19 protein-coding genes are annotated in these 20,132 nt (G+C 36.9%); 1 reads left to right on the forward strand and 18 read right to left on the reverse strand.

The features are described 5' to 3' along the window. The 5 genes from ANG_RS06880 to ANG_RS06900 all read right to left on the reverse strand — a co-directional run bounded on the left by ANG_RS06880 (position 1) and on the right by ANG_RS06900 (position 6,836). A complete protein-coding gene (locus tag ANG_RS06880; protein WP_006267440.1) occupies positions 1–375 on the reverse strand; it encodes a DUF1149 family protein in 375 nt (124 codons plus the stop codon). A gap of 161 nt (positions 376–536) precedes the next feature. Beyond that, entirely contained in the window at positions 537–2,486 is a 1,950-nt protein-coding gene (locus ANG_RS06885; RefSeq protein ID WP_025271852.1) for a PTS fructose transporter subunit IIABC, read from the reverse strand. Further along, complete coding sequence (gene pfkB / locus ANG_RS06890) at positions 2,483–3,394, reverse strand: 1-phosphofructokinase (RefSeq protein ID WP_003024040.1); 912 nt, start codon at positions 3,392–3,394, stop codon at positions 2,483–2,485. Before pfkB ends, ANG_RS06885 begins: the two co-directional genes overlap by 4 nt. Continuing rightward, a complete protein-coding gene (locus ANG_RS06895; RefSeq protein ID WP_025271853.1) occupies positions 3,391–4,134 on the reverse strand; it encodes a DeoR/GlpR family DNA-binding transcription regulator in 744 nt (247 codons plus the stop codon). The genes pfkB and ANG_RS06895 overlap by 4 nt, the downstream gene beginning before the upstream one ends. A gap of 158 nt (positions 4,135–4,292) precedes the next feature. Next, on the reverse strand, positions 4,293–6,836 hold the full coding sequence (locus ANG_RS06900; RefSeq protein ID WP_003037854.1) for a M1 family metallopeptidase: 2,544 nt from the start codon (positions 6,834–6,836) through the stop codon (positions 4,293–4,295). Between the two features lie 126 nt (positions 6,837–6,962). Between ANG_RS06900 and ANG_RS06905 the strand changes: the two genes are divergently transcribed. Further along, positions 6,963–7,931 carry an NAD(P)/FAD-dependent oxidoreductase gene (locus ANG_RS06905; protein ID WP_003037832.1) on the forward strand — a complete coding sequence of 323 codons (969 nt, stop codon included), beginning with the start codon at positions 6,963–6,965 and terminating at the stop codon, positions 7,929–7,931. Between the two features lie 181 nt (positions 7,932–8,112). Here ANG_RS06905 and ANG_RS06910 read toward each other — a convergent pair whose 3' ends face one another. From ANG_RS06910 to ANG_RS06960, 13 genes are all read right to left on the reverse strand, one after another. Further along, a complete protein-coding gene (locus ANG_RS06910; protein WP_025271854.1) occupies positions 8,113–9,804 on the reverse strand; it encodes a phospho-sugar mutase in 1,692 nt (563 codons plus the stop codon). A gap of 507 nt (positions 9,805–10,311) precedes the next feature. After that, entirely contained in the window at positions 10,312–11,448 is a 1,137-nt protein-coding gene (locus tag ANG_RS06915) for an AlbA family DNA-binding domain-containing protein (protein ID WP_003037968.1), read from the reverse strand. A gap of 67 nt (positions 11,449–11,515) precedes the next feature. Next, positions 11,516–11,728, reverse strand: coding sequence for a hypothetical protein (locus tag ANG_RS11200; RefSeq protein WP_172636399.1), 213 nt, complete (start codon positions 11,726–11,728; stop codon positions 11,516–11,518). 21 nt (positions 11,729–11,749) lie between these two features. Then, on the reverse strand, positions 11,750–12,928 hold the full coding sequence (locus ANG_RS06920; RefSeq protein WP_020999557.1) for a hypothetical protein: 1,179 nt from the start codon (positions 12,926–12,928) through the stop codon (positions 11,750–11,752). A 730-nt stretch (positions 12,929–13,658) separates the two neighbouring features. After that, complete coding sequence (locus ANG_RS06925) at positions 13,659–14,510, reverse strand: DUF349 domain-containing protein (protein ID WP_331709747.1); 852 nt, start codon at positions 14,508–14,510, stop codon at positions 13,659–13,661. Continuing rightward, positions 14,495–15,010, reverse strand: a complete 516-nt coding sequence (locus ANG_RS06930; protein WP_025271856.1) for a DUF349 domain-containing protein — start codon at positions 15,008–15,010, stop codon at positions 14,495–14,497. Before ANG_RS06930 ends, ANG_RS06925 begins: the two co-directional genes overlap by 16 nt. Positions 15,011–15,263: 253 nt before the next feature. Further along, complete coding sequence (locus tag ANG_RS06935; RefSeq protein ID WP_001019353.1) at positions 15,264–16,529, reverse strand: tyrosine-type recombinase/integrase; 1,266 nt, start codon at positions 16,527–16,529, stop codon at positions 15,264–15,266. A 96-nt stretch (positions 16,530–16,625) separates the two neighbouring features. Then, the gene (locus ANG_RS06940; protein WP_000097742.1) at positions 16,626–16,889 is read right to left on the reverse strand and encodes a MerR family transcriptional regulator; all 264 of its coding nucleotides are present in this window, start codon (positions 16,887–16,889) and stop codon (positions 16,626–16,628) included. A 78-nt stretch (positions 16,890–16,967) separates the two neighbouring features. Beyond that, positions 16,968–17,525, reverse strand: a complete 558-nt coding sequence (locus ANG_RS11485; RefSeq protein ID WP_231847263.1) for a hypothetical protein — start codon at positions 17,523–17,525, stop codon at positions 16,968–16,970. 59 nt (positions 17,526–17,584) lie between these two features. Beyond that, a complete protein-coding gene (locus ANG_RS11490) occupies positions 17,585–18,217 on the reverse strand; it encodes a replication initiation factor domain-containing protein (protein ID WP_231847265.1) in 633 nt (210 codons plus the stop codon). 318 nt (positions 18,218–18,535) lie between these two features. Then, the gene (locus ANG_RS06950) at positions 18,536–19,282 is read right to left on the reverse strand and encodes a type IV secretory system conjugative DNA transfer family protein (protein WP_025271559.1); all 747 of its coding nucleotides are present in this window, start codon (positions 19,280–19,282) and stop codon (positions 18,536–18,538) included. A 13-nt stretch (positions 19,283–19,295) separates the two neighbouring features. Continuing rightward, positions 19,296–19,763 carry a hypothetical protein gene (locus tag ANG_RS06955; RefSeq protein ID WP_024053244.1) on the reverse strand — a complete coding sequence of 156 codons (468 nt, stop codon included), beginning with the start codon at positions 19,761–19,763 and terminating at the stop codon, positions 19,296–19,298. Positions 19,764–19,810: 47 nt separating this feature from the next. Beyond that, positions 19,811–20,107 (reverse strand): hypothetical protein, encoded by a 297-nt coding sequence (locus ANG_RS06960; RefSeq protein WP_021002216.1) that lies wholly within the window; start codon positions 20,105–20,107, stop codon positions 19,811–19,813. Positions 20,108–20,132 lie beyond the last annotated feature (25 nt).

Genomic DNA, 20,132 nt, shown 5'->3' on the forward strand with positions numbered 1-20,132 from the left:
TTAAAACTCCAAATTGATACCTGGCAAATCTAAGGCGATTTCTGTTACTTCATAGGTCAAACGATTTAATACAGCCAAACTTGGCTGAGCTAATTGCTCCACCTCATCCTGCTCAAATTCACTCGGTTCGTTCACAATTCGCCCAAGAATATGATTGACTTGCGAGATTGTTCCACTAATGACAAAAGAATCAAAGACAATCATAAAGCTCACAATTACAACAATAGAGGTCACTTGCCCTTCCTGATCTTGATTTAACAATTGAAAATTGACGTCCACTTTTGTTTCTGGAGTTCCATTTTCTTTTTCCCATTCTAAATTACGAGCATCATAATGATATTGACTAACAAATTCTTTTTCACGTTGTAATTCCATTTCGTTTCTCCTCAAAATATGCGTTAGTAAAATTATATCATATTTTCCAGCACCTGACTATTTTAATCAGTATGAAAATCATCTTCTGCCAATGTTTCTTTTAGGATTAAAAAGGAGTCAGAGAATTTTTTCTCCAACTCCTAGAATGATGAAACTCATCATTATTTATTCAATGGTTTACGAAGTGCTCCGAATAGCACACCACTTACAATTGCGCCAATCAAGATAAAGATGATATAGAGAAGAGCATTTGAAGTAAGTGCAATAACAAAGATACCTCCGTGCGGTGCGATTAGTTTAATACCAGCCATGCCGACAAGGGCACCTGCTAAGGCAGAGCCAACCATAAAGCTTGGAATAGCGCGAGCAGGGTCAGCAGCACCAAATGGAATGGCACCTTCAGTGATGAATGATAGCCCCATAACAATGTTTGTCAAACCTGAATTACGTTCTTCTTCGGTGAATTTGTCTTTGAATAAAAGCGTTGCAACAAAGACTGCTAGAGGAGGAACCATACCACCAGCCATAACTGCTGCCATCACAACTGAACCACCTGTTGAAACAGTTGCTGCAAGAGTTCCTGTACCAAAGATATAGGCCGCCTTATTGAAAGGACCACCCATATCAATAGCCATCATACCACCTACAACGAGTCCAAGAAGGACAGCTGAACTACCAGATAAACCTTCTAGGAAACTATTCAATCCAGTATTGATAGCTGCCATTGGAATATTCACCAATAACATCAAGAAGCCAGTTAGCAAGATTCCCAACAGCGGGTAAAGTAGAATAGACTTGATGCCCTCTAGTGATTTTGGAAGACCACTCAAGGCTTTTTTAAGAAAGTTTACAACGTAACCTGCAAGGAAACCACCCACTAGGGCTCCAAGGAAACCAGAAGGGACGCCAGCAAGAGCAAGGGTTGCTTTCCCGCCTGCTGCAAATGGAATTTTTCCAAAAGCAAGACCTGCCGAAGCCATGCTACCTGCTACAAACCCTGGTGCCAAACCTGGCTTTTCAGCAATAGAATAAGCGATATAACCAGCAAGAACAGGAAGCATAAAGCCAAAAGCCAAACCACCAATATTCTTAAACATAGCTGCAAGATCATGGTAAGTTCCAAGATTTGCCAATTGATCTTTTGGAACTCCCATCGCTTGGTCAATCAAGAAGGCAATAGCAATCATAATACCACCACCAATAACAAATGGAAGCATTTGGCTAACACCACTCATTAAGTGTTTGTAGAAACCGCCTGCTGCATTCGCTGAAGAGGACGCAGCTGCTTTATTGGCTGCATGATATACTTCTGCTTTTCCTGACAATGCCAAGTTAATCAATTCTTCTGTTTTACGAATACCATCAGCAACCGGACGATTAATCAGTGGTTTCCCATCAAATCGATCCATTTCTACAGCTTTATCAGCTGCAATAATAACTGCTTTTGCTTTTTGAATATCTTCTGCTGTCAGTTTGTTTCCGATACCACTAGCACCGTTGGTTTCAACCTTGATACCAACTCCCATTTCAGCTGCTACCTTTTGAAGAGCTTCTTGCGCCATATAAGTATGTGCAATTCCCGTTGTACATGCTGTTACCGCAACAAGGAAATCACCATCTTTGGTTGCCGGTACTACCGTTGTAGGTTCTGCTGCTTTTTCAGATGCTTGGTCAAATAATGCAATCACTTCATCTGGTGAAGTTACTTGACGAAGTTTGTCTGCAAATCCATCTTTCATCAGGTACTGTGACAATTCTGCAAGTGCAGCCAAGTGAGTATCGTTCGCTCCTTCTGGTGCAGCAATCATGAAGAACAAATCTGTCGGTTGCCCGTCTAAACTTTCATAATCCACACCTTTGTTTGATTTTGCAAAAAGAACGGTTGCTTCTTTGACTGCCGCATTTTTACTGTGTGGCATGGCAATCCCGTCGCCCAAGCCTGTTGACGTTAAAGCTTCACGAGCCAAGATTCCTTCTTTGAATGTTTCAAAATCTGTCACATAACCGTGGTCAACTAAACTGCGAATCATTTCATCAATAGCAGCTGTTTTTTCAGTTGCTTGTAAATCAAGCAACATCACATCTTTTCTCAGCAAATCCTGAATTTTCATATTTTTTCTACCTCTACTTTTTCATACATTTCGTTAATAAAAGCGGCTGTTGCCAAGTCATCAGAGAAAGTTGTTGCCGTCCCGCAAGCTACTCCCCATTTGAAGGCTTCAACAGCATTTCCTGAACGAACAAATTCCCCAGTAAAGCCTGCAACCATTGAGTCACCAGCTCCGACAGAATTTTTTACGATTCCCTTGATTGGTTTTGCAAAATAAGCTCCGTCCTTTGTTACCAAAAGTGCACCGTCTCCTGCCATAGAAATAATGACATGTTGCGCACCTTTAGCTAGAATTTCACGAGCGTATTTTTCAATCTCATCCAATTTTTCCAGCTTCACTCCAAAAATATCACCTAACTCGTGATTGTTGGGTTTTACCAATAATGGCTGAAACTCTAGTGAATCAATAAGTGTTTGTCCCTCGAAATCACAAACGACTTGTGCTCCAGTTTGCCTCGTCAGACTAATTAACTCTTTATAGACGACATTGCCTAGATTTTTATTGCTTGACCCTGCAAAGACAACTGTATCTTTCTCTGAAAGCCCTGAAAGAATATCTTTTAAGGCTGCCAATTGCTCTGGTGAGACAGTCGGACCCGTTCCATTGATTTCTGTCTCAGCGTCTGCTTTAATCTTAACGTTGATACGCGTATCCTCTGACACTTGGACAAATTTAGTCGCAATCGCTTCATTTTCCAAGGTATCAGTAATAAATTTTCCAGTAAAGCCACCGATAAAGCCAGTCGCTGTATTGTCAATTCCCAAACGTTTGAGCACACGACTGACGTTGATGCCTTTTCCACCAGCAAATTTATCATCGCTCTCCATACGATTCACGCTTCCAACATTGACCTTGTCCAAACGGACAATATAGTCAATAGAAGGGTTAAGCGTAACAGTATAAATCATACTTCAATAACCTCCGTTTTTTCTTTTATCTTCTCCAATTGCTCATTGGTACAAGCACTAGTAATAATGCTTGCGCGTTTGATAGGTGCGACTTTCACGAAAGAGGTCTGACCGATTTTTGAGGCGTCAGCTAAGACATAAGTCTGCTTGGCGTTTTCAAGAATCGCTCGCTTGACTGCTCCTTCTTCCATATCAGGCGTTGTATAGAAATTTTCATCAATTCCATTCATACCAATAAAGGCTTTGTTGAAATTCAACTGACCAATTTGATTCAAAGCAACACCACCAATACTAGCATCTGTTGAGCTTTTGACAACTCCTCCGATAATAACCGTTGGAATGTTTTTCTCAACTAACTTTGTAGCATGGTGAATGGAGTTGGTTACAACCGTCATATGTTTGCTTGAAAGCTCATTGATTAACAATTCATTTGTCGTTCCAGCATCAATAAAAATAACATCCTGTTCTTGCATCAATTCCGCCGCTTTTTGAGCAATTCGTAATTTATCTTGAACGTTTTTGATAGATTTTTCTTGATTGCTTTCTTCCTCTTGAAGGAAATGAATGCTTTCTGCTCCACCGTGAATCCGGCGCAGTTTTCTTTCATCTTCCAATTCGTCTAAATCTCTACGAACTGTTGATTCAGACGTATTTAACAAACGAACTAAGCTATCCAGAGAAACAACTTGATGATGATTGATTTCCTCTAAAATTACCTGTTTTCGCTCTGATTTTAAGATAATTCCACCCCTTCCTGCAATCGTTTACAGACTTATTATACACCATTCCATTTCAAAGTCAAGCATTTTCTTTCAAAAACTATCACTTTTTTAATAAAACAGCAAAATGCAATAAGAAAAGGCTGAAATTTTCATTCAACCTTTTCTCTTCTATAGTGTTATACTGCTGCTTTGATTGCTGCTTCAACAGCTGCTTTTTCTTTGTCAATCAAATCAATACGAGCGGAAATTTCTTTGATTCCCATGCTGATGTTACGGCTGATAGCCAAGTCAGACAATTGTGGTTCAAAAAAGGCTTTGTATTCTGCCAAGCGTTCACGCGTCTTGAAAGTACTTGCTGGATAAATGACAAATTTATCAAAACTCATATCTCCACCAAGAGCTGCTTCAATCCAATCCCAATTGTCACGTGCCCAAGTCCAGACAGTTCCTTGTGTAAAATCATGTTGTAAGAAAGTAAAATACCAACTCATTGCTAAATCCTGTGGTTTCACAACATCTTTATTTTTCCATTCTTCTAAAAGATGCGCTAGAGTTGCTTCGTTCTTCGTATAAGATAGAGCAGAAGCCAATTGACGTTGGAAGTTGCCATCAACCGTTGCAATGTAGGTTGCTAGATATTGATCAGTCAATTCTTTTGTCTCATGGTGTTTGATTTGGTTAATCAAAATTTGCAAACGAGTAGCTGCTGGAAGTTTTTCCAAGTTTTCTTTGTATGCTTCAAAGATTTGGCTCGCTTTTTGGCTCGCTTGTTCATCATCAGCCGCAATCATATTTGCCACAACAATTTGACGTACCAATTCATCTTCATCTGTTTCACCGTCTTTCGCTTCAAAGCCAAGTCGGTCAAAGTTATCTTCATTCAGCTTAACGAGTAATTTTTTAAAGGCTGCCTCTGTTTCTGTCCCTTCGTCCACAAAAGTCTTCAAACCATTTAGAACAGCCTTCACAGCAGATACTACAAGATAAGATGTTTCATTGGTTAACTTTTCAACCACTGGAATCAAATCTGCAAATGAAACAAAACCAGCTTCCGCCAACAAACGACGTTCTTGCACCACTTGCAACTTACTTGTATTATCCAAGTCCGTAATAGTTGCTAAAATATTATCCAACAATTCCCCTTGATAATCAGTAATGTAATGCGCCGTATTTTCTGTATTGAAACGAAGTGCTCCTTCATTTTGCGCTGCCAGAGCTGCATAATTTGGAATTTCAAGCGTTTCGGTTTCTAAAGTATCTGGAATACCAGTCCAATTACTATTCAATGGTACAACCCATAGACGACCTTTTTCTTCTTTTTCACCAATAAAGAATTGTTTTTGAGAAATTTTGAGAGTGTCATTTTCCACAATCGCTGTCAAAACAGGATAGCCTGGTTGTTCTAGCCACGAATCCATAAAGGCTGCTACGTCACGTCCTGAAGCCGCACCAAGAGCATTCCATAAGTCACGACCAATCGTATTACTGTATTGGTGTTTAGCAAAATAAGCATTCAAACCTTTTGCAAAGGCTTTATCTCCTAACCAACGACGAAGCATGTGCATGAGACGACTTCCTTTAGCGTAAACAATCGCAGGATCAAATAAGGTATTGATTTCGTCTGGATGTTTTACTTCCACATGGACAGATTGAACACCGTCAGTCGCATCCCGTTTTAGAGCCAGAGGAACGCCACTTGTTTGGAAGTCCTCAAAAATGTTCCAAGTCGGCTCAATAGCGTTCACACAGACATATTCCATCATATTGGCAAAACTTTCATTGAGCCAAAGGTCATCCCACCATTTCATTGTAACCAAATTACCAAACCATTGGTGAGCCAATTCGTGAGCAATCACAAGAGCTACTTGCTGACGGCTTGTAACAGTTGAATTTTCATCTACTAAAAGATAAACTTCACGATAAGTGACCAAGCCCCAATTTTCCATAGCTCCTGCAGAAAAGTCTGGCAAAGCTACATGCAGAGATTGAGGAATCGGATATTTTACTCCGTAGTATTCTTCATAAAAATCAATAGAGCGAACTGCAATATCTAAAGCAAATTCCAAATTTGAAACAGGGTGAGCTTTGGTAGAGTACACGCCGACCAAGGTACCATTCTTCGTTTTTGCTGTAACACCCTGTAAATCACCAGCCGCGAACGCCAAAAGATAAGACGACATGCGAGGAGTCGTTGCAAACTTCCAGATGCCAGTTGCTTTTCGATTTTCTACATCAACTTCTGGCATGTTTGAAAGTGCGATTTCTCCTGCTTCTTGGTCAAATTTCAAAGAAAGGTCAAATGTAGCTTTTGCTTCTGGCTCATCTACACTTGGAAAGGCTTCACGTGCAAAATGACTTTCAAATTGAGTAGAAAGAACTTCTTTTTTGACTCCATCAACAGTATAGTAAGAAGGATAAATCCCCGTCATATTATCTGTAATTTTACCTGTATAAGTCAGCGTTACTTCAACAACCCCTGCTTGACCAAGCTCAACGTAAACTGCTTCATTTTCATTATCTACAGAGAAAGGACGAGCTTCGCCAGCTACCTCAACGGACTGGATTGTCAAATCCTTCTGATGAAGAGAAATTTTTTCACCTTTTGCTTCTCCGCTAATGCTGACCTTACCTGTGAACGTTTTTTGCTCCCGATTCAAATCTAAAAAAATATCATAATGTTCTGGAACAAATGTTTCAATAAAATGTGCAACTGCTTGCATGTATGTCTCCTTAATAATATAATCTGTAACTATTGTAACATAATTCACGTGTCCTAACACAATTTCTCTATCGTTTTCCTCATTTTGTGATAAAATAGAAATACGTTACTATTTTAAGGAGAAATCATGTCTGAAATTTTTGATATTACGATTGTTGGCGGGGGGCCTGTGGGTCTTTTTGCTGCTTTTTATGCTCACATGCGTCAAGCAAAAGTGAATTTGATTGATTCGCTACCTCAGCTCGGTGGACAGCCAGCTATTCTCTATCCTGAAAAGAAAATTCTGGATGTTCCTGGTTTTACTAATCTAACAGGTGAGGAATTGATTGAGCGTTTGATTGATCAAGTAAAAACATTTGAAACAAGCATACATCTCAATGAGACTGTATTAGATATTGAAAAAAATGATGAATTATTTACCTTAACAACTAGCAATGGGAAGCACATTTCAAGAGCCATTTTGATTGCTATGGGAGGTGGTGCTTTTAAACCACGCCCGCTGGAGCTAGAAAATGTAGACCAATTTGAAAACATTCACTATCACGTGTCAAATATCAATCAATACGCTGGACAAAACATTGTGGTTCTAGGAGGTGGTGATTCTGCAGTGGATTGGGCACTTGCTTTTGATAAAATCGCTCCGACACATATCATCCATCGTCGAGACACCTTCCGTGCTTTAGAACACAGTGTCAATGAACTAAAAGCTTCTACTGTCACGATTAAAACACCATTTATCCCAAGTCAACTTATAGGTGAAGGAAACAAACTCACTCATCTTGAGATTACTAAAGTGAAAAGCAATGAAACAGAGCTCTTGCCGCTTGATCAGCTTTTTGTCAATTATGGCTTCAAATCATCTGTTGGAAACTTAAAAAAATGGGGAATAGAACTCAATCGCCACAAGATTATCGTCAATAGCAAACAAGAAACTTCTGTCGCAGGTATCTATGCTGCTGGCGATTGCTGTAGCTATGACGGAAAGATTGATTTGATAGCCACAGGACTAGGCGAAGCTCCTACAGCTATCAACAACGCCATGAATTATATCTATCCCGACCAAAAAATACAGCCAAAACATTCGACCAGTCTTTAAAAAGCAAAAAGAAGCTGGGACAAAAGTCCGACCTCAAATATAAAAAGCGAACAAAACTAGTTTTCTGGTAATCAGAATTCTGCTTTGTTCGCTTTTCGCATTTAATTATAGATTTGAAGGGCTTAATAATTAAGATTTTTAAAAATTGAAATCTTTTTGTCCCAAACTCTTTTATATGTGCTTATTTCACACTATCCATTTTTTCTCGGCAAGCCTTTTCGATGAGGTCAAGTTTTTCAACACTTTCCTTTTCATCTTTACCAATTGAATAGATGTATAGTTTGATTTTAGGTTCGGTCCCTGACGGTCTGAGTGCATACCATGAACCATCTTTAAAGTAATATTTCAAACAGTTTTGTTTTGGAAAATCAAGGTAGCCATCTTTAAAGTCAATCACTTTTTCAAGTTCCATTGCTCCAATTGTTGTCAAAGGATGTTCTCTAAATTCTTCCATCATGCGACCAATTCGCTCCTGACCTTCTACACCTTCTAGCTCAAGCGAAACTTGTCTTTCATTATAGAAGCCAAACTCTGCATAAATATCATTTAAAACATCTAACAAAGTCTTACCCTGTTTCTTAAAGTAAGCAGCCATCTCCACGATCATCATAGAAGCACTGACAGCATCTTTATCTCTAACAAATGTTCCATAACAGAAACCGATACTTTCTTCGTAACCGAACACATACGTTTTTTCTTTAGTACGATCATATTCGTTGGCTTTGCCACAAATATTTTTAAATCCAGTCAGGGTTTCTACTGTTTCAATACCATATTTCTTCGCAATCGCTCTAGATAAATCACCTGTAACAATAGATTTCACCATGACAGGATTTTCAGGTAAATTATTGAGAGCAGAACGTTGTGAGAAAATATAATAAGAAAGCAAAGCACCGATCTTATTTCCGTTTAAAAAGACATAATCACCGTTTGCATTTCTTACTTCCAGCGCAACACGATCGCAGTCTGGGTCATTAGCAATCAAAATATCACAATCATTTTCTTTTCCAAGTTTTTCAGAATAGGCAAATGCTTTTGGAAATTCTGGATTGGGATAACCAACTGTTGTAAAATCTGGATCAGGAAATTCTTGTTCCTTTACGACATAGATATTTTCAAATCCTCTTCTTTTCAGAATTTCTCTGACAGGAATATTTCCTGTACCATTCAAAGGCGTATAGCCAACTTTGATAGATTTATCAACATCTTCATTGATTGTTAAATTGAGAACTTCTTGGTAGTAATCTTCTTCAACAGATGCATCAATATAATTTGCAAGACCGCTTTCCAAGGCTTCTTCAAAAGGAATGGACTTAATGTCTTCAAAATTCACAATTTCATCCATATGACCTGCAATTTGTCCTGCAATATCATCTAAAATCTGTGAACCTTCTTCCCAATACGCTTTATAGCCATTGTATTCTTGTGGATTATGGCTAGCCGTTACCATAACTCCTGCTTTACAGTGCAATTTTCTAATTGCATACGAGCACATTGGCGTAGGATGAATCCCATTGTAAATATAGGTTTTGATGCCGTGAGCAGCCATGATAGAGCAGGTCAACTCAGCAAATTCTTTTGATTTATATCTGACATCATAGCTGATTGCAACGCCTCTTTTAATCGCTTCTTCACCATGGTCTTTCAAGGTTTCAGCCAATGCTTGGGCTGCTTTTCCCACCATGTATTTATTCATACGGTTGGTACCAGCACCCAATTTCCCACGAAGACCAGCGGTCCCAAACTCAAGACCCTTGTAGAATCGATCTTCGATTTCAGCTTCATCATCCTGAATAGACAGCAAATCAGCTTTTGTTTCTTCATCGAAGAAATCATTGTTTAGCCATTGTTCATAAACTTCTTTGTAGTTCATATAACGACTCCTTTTAATATATTATTTCTCAATAATTCCATTCTATACTACCTTTTCGTTTTTATCAATCCTTTTCCCAATTTTTCTTTAAAACGCTTGCAGTTTTTTGTTTAAAACAGTTATTTATATGTAAACCTCACAGATTTTATCTCTCTGTGGGTGATTGTTGATTAGGTAAATTTTAATCAATAAATTGAATATCATTCTCATCTAATGCAAGAATATCCTGATAAGCAACATCTAGCTTAGATAATAGATCAACAGACTTAACGTAATGCGCATGTAAAAACAAGACTGCAGGATGAACTTTCTCGAATTCATAGTCTGGTTCCTGCTAAAACTTGATATCATGGTAGCAATTTATTCTAGATAGCCTTTTTTATACCCTTTCTCCTAACTATTTTATATCTTCCTTGACTAGCAGAGCAACACACTCAACGTGTGCTGACGTTATCTTCCTATACTATAAAACGAAATAACTGCACTCAGTACTTCCCAGATATACTTTTAAACGTTATTATGAAACCTAAAATCTCTTAATTTCTCATTCAAAAGCTCAGCCACTTGAATATCGTGAGTATTAATAATTTTAGTACGATTCGCAGTATCTCCACTCAATATAGGTTTACGAAAAATATCCAAATTTTCGTATATTAGGTTTTTAATTATGAGTTTATCAAACTCTTCTTTCTCTTGCACTGATTCAAAAACAAGTATCAACTCAAGAAACCTTCTTTGAGCCGAACATGCCTCCTTGTTGTTTTCGTCAAGAAGAAATTTGTGAATTAGCCATTCTGGACTTCCATCTATAAAATAATTGTAAGAAACATCAATATCTAAGTCCTTGTTGATAGGAAGAATTTCCCATCTAGGCGTTGAAGTCGTATATATGCCTGTGTCCATTACAATTAACTCATCTTCATAAAGAATTGTCTGATGGTATTTGAATTGATACGACATGAAATAGTGCTTACTGTTCATCATATTATGAGCGTAGTACACATCTCTACTTCTATCTTCAGAATCTTTATCCTCTACAAAAACAAATTCTGGAAATTGCTTATAATATCTACCAACAGAATTACTCTCCCATCCATCCTTGTCTTCTATATAATGGAGTAACCTATCAAACGGTGATAAATCAATCCCAAAACGCTTCCTCCATAGATATTCAACTTCTTGTTGACTCGCAACGCTATCAATTGGGGTATTAGTATCCTGCCTTCGTGTATATATTGTCCCGGCTGGAATACATGTTTTACCATCTTTATACTTCTTTTCTAAATAGAAAGGTGTATTGTCGGAATGCTTTATGATTAAAACATCAATTTCTTTTGAATTAAGAGTTAGGGTTTCAATTGTTATAAACGGTACATTTCCACCAGCAAAACTAGCGTTCCTAAGCATATCTACAATCATGGCTTGAGTTTTTCTGCCTTCATCATTGCTGACTCCCTTTATTTCCCCATGATCTGATACTCCAAAAATTAAATAGGAACCATTCCTAGAAGGTATGTTAGAAAGGCATAGAATATCATGGATAAATTTAGCCTTATTTTGATGGTATTTTTCTTTGAAATCCCAATACTCGCCTTCTCTTTTTAGACTAATCAGGTCCATAATAGCAGTCTTGGAAAAACTCATGACTAATTGCTCCTTAGTTTTCTATAAAAGATATGTACATACACAATTTACAAGCTTACAAAATCAACTACTCAGAAGGATTATTTGTCTCAAATCTCATTGACCCTCTGGTTTTTCTACCAGTATAGTAATTACCTTCCAGTCGATTGGGATTATCAATAATTACCGTGCCATAATCTATAGGACATTGTAATTCAGCGCTTGGATTATTTAAATAGGTATAAATTAACTTTGTCAATATTTCTACCCTTCCAAGCCATAAATTTATCAAAATCTTCATTTGAGAATTTTGGTATCAAATCTAGTTTTTATTTATTAATTTGAAAGTTTGCAGTAATGTGTAAGAGTAGTTTCTAAATGATTCACTTGGTATAAGAAAAATGTTTAGTCTCGCAAATGCTAAAGACATATACACTTTAAGTAGCTTCTGATACTCATTGTTTTTTTGTAATTTTTTGTAAAGAGATTCAGTCATTATAATATTTTGAGATGCATCTAACAAAAAAAATTCAATGATTTTTAAAAAGTCACTCTTATCGCTCTTACTATATTCTGCTTCTATATTCTCAATTACAATTTTCATTGAATCCTTTGACTCGTTTGGAATTAAAATACAGAAATATGCTGTCTTTAAACTCTTTTCAGGAATTATTGCATAGATAGACTGAAGGGGATTCTCACTCCTAGTAGGATTGGCTGAGAAAAACATAGTTCCACTTGCAAAAAAGTTAGGAAGGAACCCTAAATCATAATACTTCAATTCAAAATATTGGCAAAAATCAGTATAATTTGGTGATTTCTTTTCAAGAAATATATTATCAAATCTATTTTTTAAAACATCAGAATTATGAAAACTTGCATTTTCGCTTATAATCTTGGACGAGAGTTCCTGTTCAAATAAATACCGACTTTCGTCTTCTTTTGATATTTTTTTAGAGTAATCTCTTTCAATATTTATTTTTCTATTGACGCTTGGATTGTGAACTTCAGATTCCAATTGATAGTCATATATATAAGAACGATAGAGAAACAAACAAAGATAAGTCTCAAGGTCTGTGTTAAAACCTTTTACTTCGATTGCTTTAAATAGGTCAACATCATGTTTTTTACAGAATAAAGGTTGAACACCAGAATGTTTAATATAAGTATCCATTACCAAATCTGAGACACCTTTATCATAGATATTACCTACAATATGTTTTATATTAGTTGCAAAGACCTTATTTCGATCGGCGATTCTTCTCAAAAAAGATTTTGGATAAGTATGAGATTCTATAGCTTTCTCACAACAACCTGGATAATGACATAACGTTCCAGATTTATTTTCTTCATAGTAATCAGTTTCGTTAAGCTTTAGAAATATATTGCTTTTCTGCTTATCTTTGTTCTGAATAAAATCATTCATAAACTTATCGACTGTTCTAAACTCAAAATTCAAAATGATACCTCCATTTAAAATCCATTCATAAAGTTTACCCACTTTTCTAGCTTTCCCTTGTTTTCACGAAGAATCTCTACAGCTCTGAGGAAAGCTTACTGAAGCGTTTCCTTATCAATATGTCGATTAGCACAGCCTTGAACACTTTTCACCTTATACCGGTTGACACACTGCCAGACTAGCCGTCTCCCTCTGCTTGTGGTCCAGTTCTTTCAGCCAAACAGACCTCCACATTATTTACAAAAAACTTCACAGGTGAATGGAGTATGTTCGCATTGGATAATGTAAAAATTGATGTGATTGTCCTGCCGAAACTGATTTCTCCATTCTATCTCAAGCTGAGCTAACTCACACGATTCCTTTTCAATGATGGCTTCATTGTGGCCTTCGATGTAATATTGATTGATCCATTTCGGATTCTATTTTAAGCTTGAGGTTTCATTTTTTCTAGGAAACTCATACACTCAATACGTTCCGACAATATACAGTTATATTATGCCATGGCGTTTTAAAAATCCTAAACTTTCCTATCGTATCATTAATAGTTTTTTGAACATAATCAGAAATCTTATTAAAACATTTCATAGCTAATGGATAACGTTCCAAAACTTACTCGAAAATACCTAAAACACCGTCATCAAAGTAGCTATTTGTAACTACTCGTTGAATGAAAAATTCTGGATGTATTAAAATCGAGAACAGCTCAGGGACGTGGTAACCATCAGTTATATTGACAACACAATCTATAATTTGCTTTCCATGTCTTGAATTGCTATTTCAAGTTCTCGAATCTTGGTTTTTTTTCATCTATCCACTGGTACATATTATTGATGTACTCTTGATTTCTCATGCTACTCATTTTATATTGAAGATCACTGATTTGCCGTTCAAGATTTGAAATCTGTTCTCTTTTGCGGTTGATAGCATCAAACAATTTTCTTCGCCATTCCTGTTGGTTTCGCTCATTATACGAGCGTTTGCCGGACCAAAAGCTATCTTTAGCACTTTGGAATAAATTCCAAAGCTGGTGCTCATTTATCTTTCCAGCGGAGCCTATGTTTCTCCATTCACGATCAAGTTCTTTCATGCGCTCCGTAGTCTGCACAGAATAGTCACTTCTGCTGGCAATATTAGCAGCCTCTTGTACAATCTGGCCTTTTCGGCTAGCATTTTCTTGGAAGAGTCTGTCCCGTTCCTCATAATAAATACGTCTACGATTAAAGAAATCCTGTCGAATTCCATTAAATTCATTCCAAAGACTATCATTATATTCCTTGTCAACACTTCCAACCTCTTTCCACCTATCCATTAATTCATGGAGTTTATCCCCAGTTCGTTTCCAATCTGTTGAAAACTGAGAAACGCTCCTTGCTTCTGAAATCAGTGCTTGTTTCATTTGTCTGTTTTTGACACGTTGTTTATTTAAATCACTGAAGTATTTTGAACGACGATCATAAAATGTTTGTTGAGCAGAATTAAACTCGATCCATAGAATTTCATCATCTTTTCCAGCAGAACCTATGCCTTTCCATCTATCAAAAAGTTTCTTAAACCGTTGACCAGTGGATTTCCAATCGGTTGATGCTGATAAAATTTGAGCTTCCGAAATTATACTCTGCTTGATAACTTTGTTTTTTGAACGATTATTCTCTCGTCGTTCATAGAACCTTTTTTAGCGGCCTGAAAATCTTCCCATAGTTGTTTTTCTTTTGGCGTTCCCCAATTGTAAACCTTTTTCCATTCATTAGATAACTGCTTAAATTTAGGTGCAGCAGTTTTCCATTCACTTGACAATGATAAACTCTTAGCCTGCGAACAGATTTTTTCTTTTGCTATTATATCAGATTCCAAATCAGAGAGGGCATTGCTTCTTCGACCACGACCATATTCTTGCTGACCACCTTCATGAATAGGATGTCTCCATGATAACATCTGGTATATTCCATCTATTTCTATTGCAAGCCAATGACCGTGTCCATCAGAATTACTTTCTGGAGACGTGGGTCTTCCCCTGTTGTCACGAGCACCGTATAAAACTTCTATTAGTTTTGCACCAGATGAATGAGTTCTTTCTCTAACTTTGGCATATTTATCTCCAAAATTCGGAATACTAGTCCACCCCATAATATCACTCCTTAAATTTATCAAAATACAGTGATTCCAGCCCCTGTTTACCCCTTTGAGCCGTTGCTCTAAAAAAAACATTCTAGTATCGGCATAATAATCCTCTTTCTACCTAAACATTATCTAATTACTTAATCTCTGTAAGGAATACTTAAAATCTATTTTAGTTGTGACAAACCTTATTAAATCAAGGTTTATAAGCTATTGATTTGGATAAAACTGTCAGAGGTTGCCAAAAAGGTTGCCATGAATTTCATGAGGTTAGCTCCGCAATTTTATTTAAATAAATATCTACCGCTTGTGTTTGATTTTTAGGGGCAAGCTCGGCATATATGTCCATAGTAGTCTTGATAGACTTATGTCCCATACGAACCTGTAACTCTTTCCAATTCATACCAGCATTTAACATCATAGAAGCGTGTGTATGACGGAATAAGTGAAAACCATAGTCAGGTAGACCAACTTCCTGTAATCGTCTTTTGAGTGTCGCACGTTCATTCCTATCGCACATATAGTTTCCGTAAATAGTTGGGAAAATCAACTTACTTTTTGAAAGACCGTTCTTCTTGAAATAAAGATTCATTTCATCATGGAAGTTTTGAAGTTGCTCAATAATTTGGTACGGAACAGCTATTTTTCTATTGCCCGAATCAGATTTAGGAGTATTTTTACAAACAACCTTTCCTTTTAATCCTAACTTAGGTTTCGCATTTTTCCAAACAAGAGTTTTAGTGACTAATATTTCAGAACTTTCAAAATCAAGGTCATAGATAGTCAAAGCTAATAGCTCATTGATTCTCATTCCTGAAGCAAGTAGACTGTCGCAGATAACTTTAAATCGCCGATTAGCCCTAGTATTAGGTAAAGTATCAACGAAATTTAGCCAGATAGTTAAATCTTCATCATGAAGAACCATAATGCGTTTTTGATTGCTTTTAGGTTTTGGGGGAATTTTGATAGATTGAGCAGGATTATGCTTTAATTCAAAGTGTGTTATTCCAAAATCAAAAATATCACTTAATTTATGGGCAATAGCTCCAAAATCTTTAGCACAGCCTTTTTCAGCTCTTTTTATTCCAGAATCTACAGATTCTTTTGATTTTGTTGCAAGCTCATTAACCCAGTTTTGAATATCAGACGAAGTAACTTTATCAGGCTGATATTGCCCAAATTGGGGGAGGATATAGGTATCTAGATAGTTCCTCACTCGGTTTAGAGTGTTATCTGAGCTGACCCAAGTCTCGTAGTTGGAGAACCACAGTTCAGCTAAATCTGACAAGGTAGCAATGCTAAAAGTTTCTTTCCTTGTTGAACCACTTTCTTCAAAATCAATTTTAGCTTGAATAATTTTACGGTCTAAGGAGCGTAGGGTTTTAGCTGTTACGGTTGTTTTTACAGGTTTTCCAGTCTTTATATCTAAGCCTAGATAGATGCTCTTTGCTGAATAACTAATCTCGCCATTGTCCTTTACTTTCTTGAGGACGGTTTTTCCTTTATGGATAATTTTTTCTATATTCATTGCTGCTCTCTTCAATCAATCGAAGAATTGAAAAAAGCTAAAATAGATAGTATCTCACTTTCTTTTTTGATACTCCTATTTTAGCACATTTCACTTCTAGTTGTGGCTTAAAAACTCTAAAACAGTATCAATATGATAGTAAACGGTTCTAGTACCCTCAATAGGTGGTTCTAAACGTTTAAGACCTCTATTTTCCCATGACTTCAATGTATTTGGAGATATACTCAGTAAATCTAATAACTCTTTTTGAGTATAAATAATACCAGTTCTATTCTTTTCACTATTTAAATGTTTTAGTAGGTCAATAACAGTAAGAAGCATGAGTTCAATTTGCTTTAAATCAAAATTATTGCTAGACATACTATTCTCACTTTCTTTGGTAAATATAATTGAAATATGAGATAATAGCAGTAGGGGTAAGCTACTGCTTATCTCTCGCTAATCCGCAACATCACTTTTAGGCTTCTTGGCGGAATCTTTAGGAGTGATGTTGTTTTTTTGGTAAAAAATTTGAAAGGCATCTTCAAGAAAATCTTCAAAATTAAATTTCTCAAGTTCCCTACTAAATTTATTTAACCATAACCCTACGTCTGGGTTGGGGGTGTAGTTGGTCTCATACTCTTGAATGAGCCTGATGATGAAGTGATTGCGGGCTTGAGTGCCCCAGACTTTTTCAATTTTCGTTAGAAGAGGAAAGAGTCCACTACCCTTCATTAAATATGAAATGGTTGATAAAAGGTCATTGTTACGAGAGTTTAAAGATTCAAGATCTGGGAAGATGCCAGCCCCTTTAAGTAAATCACTAGTGAATTGCAACGGTTGACCAGTCTCTGCATCATGGAAACAATATTTATCAATCATTTTGTTGACAATGAGTTTACTCAAATCTTGAGGGTTATCAATATCAAGAAGTAAGGTTAGTATTTGATTGCTATAAGTTCCTTTGTAAGAAGCTTCCATACGTACCCAAGAATTGCAATACTTAGTTAAGTGCATATAGCGACCTTGATTGTCTAATTGTTCCTGATACTTGTTATAGATACGCAGCAGAGCATTTACATTCTTTTTTTGCTACCGATATACATCGTTTGCGCTTGACCATTTACTTCTTGAGCGCTGATGTTAGAAATATTTTTACGTCCCTTATGATTAGTAATGATATATCGCTTGTTTTTCAGCCCTTGATACAGGTCATTGACAGACATTGAATAATTAAAGTAATCAACAGCAAGGTCAATACGAGAAAGGCGCAAATCATAATAGTCAGTATATAGCAATTGTGCTATATTGTGGATGTCAACTGCTTCACTATAATAGTCTTGATAGGAGGCTTTATAGTGAGACAAAGCCGATGCAGAAAATTTCAGGATAATGCCCATCGTGAAATCCATCTCATGCCATGCAATGGCAAAATAATAGGGCAAATGTTGAAAGGTAAAGCCATTTGTATAGCCTGCTGGCGGGGTTTCCAGTGGAACATAATTTCCAAAGAGAACTGGGAGGGATAGCTTTTCTGCTACTGTTTCAGACAGCGATAAAGCAAATTGATACCAATTATCTGGGTATTCTCCCACAGTATCTTCTGTCGGTTTGATGACAAATGTAGCTTCATCGACACTGGTCATAATGACTGGGTTACGGTCGTTATCTTTTTGAAGATATTTTTCAATTTCATTTCTACAAATCATTTTATCTTCTTTCTATCCGCCTAAAGAGTGAAAGTTAACTGGGCGGTAAATATTGTTTTGGTTAACTATTTATTGTAATGTAGCAAAATTCCTATGCTTTTATTATTCCACAGTTTTAGGAGGTAGTCACCCTAAATAAAATGTTGTAGAATAACGTTGATATAACAACTCTTTAAGGCAATAGAGTATAGTTTCCCTAAAGTGGAATTTGCAAAGCTTTAAAAAACAAGGTCAAATGGAACGGGGGTCTTTACATGTCCCCCGTATAACAGCCAGCTAAAGCTGGCGAGACAGTAAGCCAGCGTTTCCGCCGCAAGGCTACCCCTCGGCAACTGTCTCATCAGAATAGAAATAGCGGTCTGAACGATTAACAGCTTCTCGAATCAGGTTTTCTAAAGGAAGCATGTTATAACTTGGTACAATGATGTGACGACTATCTTGCCCATCTACCTTCATGTATCCTACACCTCGAGGGTTGTTTCTCACAATATTTTCTTTTTCATCTGAGAAGAGCATTGAGACAGTTTCCTTCGAGAGTTTGCCTAGTGCAATCACTGTACCTATCGAATCCCTTGATAGACCAAGTGAACTTTTATGAGCATCTTGCTGCGAAATAATTACATAGATTCTAAAGGAACGTCCTAGCTGAATTAAGCGAGTATAGTCTTTAATTGCCTGCTCACGCTCCTTTTTGTCAAGGCTATTTTGCCACGCATTAAACTCATCAAAACAGATAACAACAAATTCTCGTGATTTATCAATTCCTTTTTGACGATTTTCTAAAATGTTCAAGCCAATTTTTAATATGTCTGATACAGAATCAAAACGCTTAAAAGTTTTGCAGTCATTTAAAAAGGCAAAGTCAGAATCAGCCTTATAGTCCGCAATAAGGAATGGGGATTTTGGGTAACTATGAGCAAAACGAGCTAAGAAAATTTTTGTCGCATAAGTTTTTCCAGAACCACTGGAACCTACCAATAGAGCATGGGGCACACGCTCCACGGGTATATCCCAAAAGAATGGAGCCCCGTAGTCATATAGGCTTGCATCAAGAAAACATTTCATGTATAGTGCCTTTCTAAATGTAGGAAAAAGACATTTGGAGATTAAGGTAATATTGATTGTTATACCGTAAAATTTTTCCAAATTGAGTGTCAAATTGCAGTCTGTGTCCTTTGTCGGACCAGCTTTCATAGGTTGTAGATTCAGCTAGGTATTTGCTAAACTGTGTTAAAAAGACTTGTTGGATATAGCTTTCTTCTTCTTCATCAACAGGCTTCTTAGATAGCATAATAGGAAAACTAACAAGGTAAGAACGATTGTCATTGCTACTTTGCAAAAATCGAATGTAGCGACTATCAAAAAGAAGTTTTTGACCTGAAACAGTGGCGCTTTCTTCAATTACCTGCTCAATATCTGCTGTGATTGCTGGGAGGTTTAACTGAAGCATCTGAGCCTGTCTCTGCTTTTCGATAGTTTCACTAATCCTAAGAGCTAAATAAAGAAATCCAGTAAATAAGATAATTAGCCATGATATAAACGACATATAACAATTCCTTTCTATGGATAAGGGGAAATACTCCCCACTATCCATTAAACAAGTTCAATAAAAGCAGACTTAGCTTTTACTGAGAGTGCAGCACGATTCCCATTGGTATATGCAGTGATAGAAACATTCTCTAGAACAATTTCGACTTTTTCATCAAACAAAGTTGCAAAGTCAGATACATTAACCATATCAGCCTTGATATTTGTTTGATTGAACCGACCGTCTGGAGTTCGTACACCGATAGTTAATTGGGTTTGACCAGTGCTGAGACCAGAAGTAAAATCTTTTACTTCCGATGCGCCGATAAGACGACCTTGTATTGTTGTTTGTGTAGCTTCCACAGGCTACCTCTTTTCTAACCGTTTT

This window comes from Streptococcus anginosus subsp. whileyi MAS624 (genome assembly GCF_000478925.1).
GTDB lineage: Bacteria > Bacillota > Bacilli > Lactobacillales > Streptococcaceae > Streptococcus > Streptococcus whileyi.

Coding starts and splice junctions, on each gene's coding strand:
- ANG_RS06880 (WP_006267440.1), bottom strand. CDS start 375: ATGGAATTACAACGTGAAAAAGAATTTGTTAGTCAATATCATTATGAT.
- ANG_RS06885 (WP_025271852.1), bottom strand. CDS start 2,486: ATGAAAATTCAGGATTTGCTGAGAAAAGATGTGATGTTGCTTGATTTA.
- pfkB (WP_003024040.1), bottom strand. CDS start 3,394: ATGATTTATACTGTTACGCTTAACCCTTCTATTGACTATATTGTCCGT.
- ANG_RS06900 (WP_003037854.1), bottom strand. CDS start 6,836: ATGCAAGCAGTTGCACATTTTATTGAAACATTTGTTCCAGAACATTAT.
- ANG_RS06905 (WP_003037832.1), top strand. CDS start 6,963: ATGTCTGAAATTTTTGATATTACGATTGTTGGCGGGGGGCCTGTGGGT.
- ANG_RS06910 (WP_025271854.1), bottom strand. CDS start 9,804: ATGAACTACAAAGAAGTTTATGAACAATGGCTAAACAATGATTTCTTC.
- ANG_RS06915 (WP_003037968.1), bottom strand. CDS start 11,448: ATGAGTTTTTCCAAGACTGCTATTATGGACCTGATTAGTCTAAAAAGA.
- ANG_RS11200 (WP_172636399.1), bottom strand. CDS start 11,728: ATGAAGATTTTGATAAATTTATGGCTTGGAAGGGTAGAAATATTGACA.
- ANG_RS06930 (WP_025271856.1), bottom strand. CDS start 15,010: ATGGGGTGGACTAGTATTCCGAATTTTGGAGATAAATATGCCAAAGTT.
- ANG_RS06935 (WP_001019353.1), bottom strand. CDS start 16,529: ATGAATATAGAAAAAATTATCCATAAAGGAAAAACCGTCCTCAAGAAA.
- ANG_RS06940 (WP_000097742.1), bottom strand. CDS start 16,889: ATGTCTAGCAATAATTTTGATTTAAAGCAAATTGAACTCATGCTTCTT.
- ANG_RS11485 (WP_231847263.1), bottom strand. CDS start 17,525: ATGCACTTAACTAAGTATTGCAATTCTTGGGTACGTATGGAAGCTTCT.
- ANG_RS11490 (WP_231847265.1), bottom strand. CDS start 18,217: ATGATTTGTAGAAATGAAATTGAAAAATATCTTCAAAAAGATAACGAC.
- ANG_RS06950 (WP_025271559.1), bottom strand. CDS start 19,282: ATGAAATGTTTTCTTGATGCAAGCCTATATGACTACGGGGCTCCATTC.
- ANG_RS06955 (WP_024053244.1), bottom strand. CDS start 19,763: ATGTCGTTTATATCATGGCTAATTATCTTATTTACTGGATTTCTTTAT.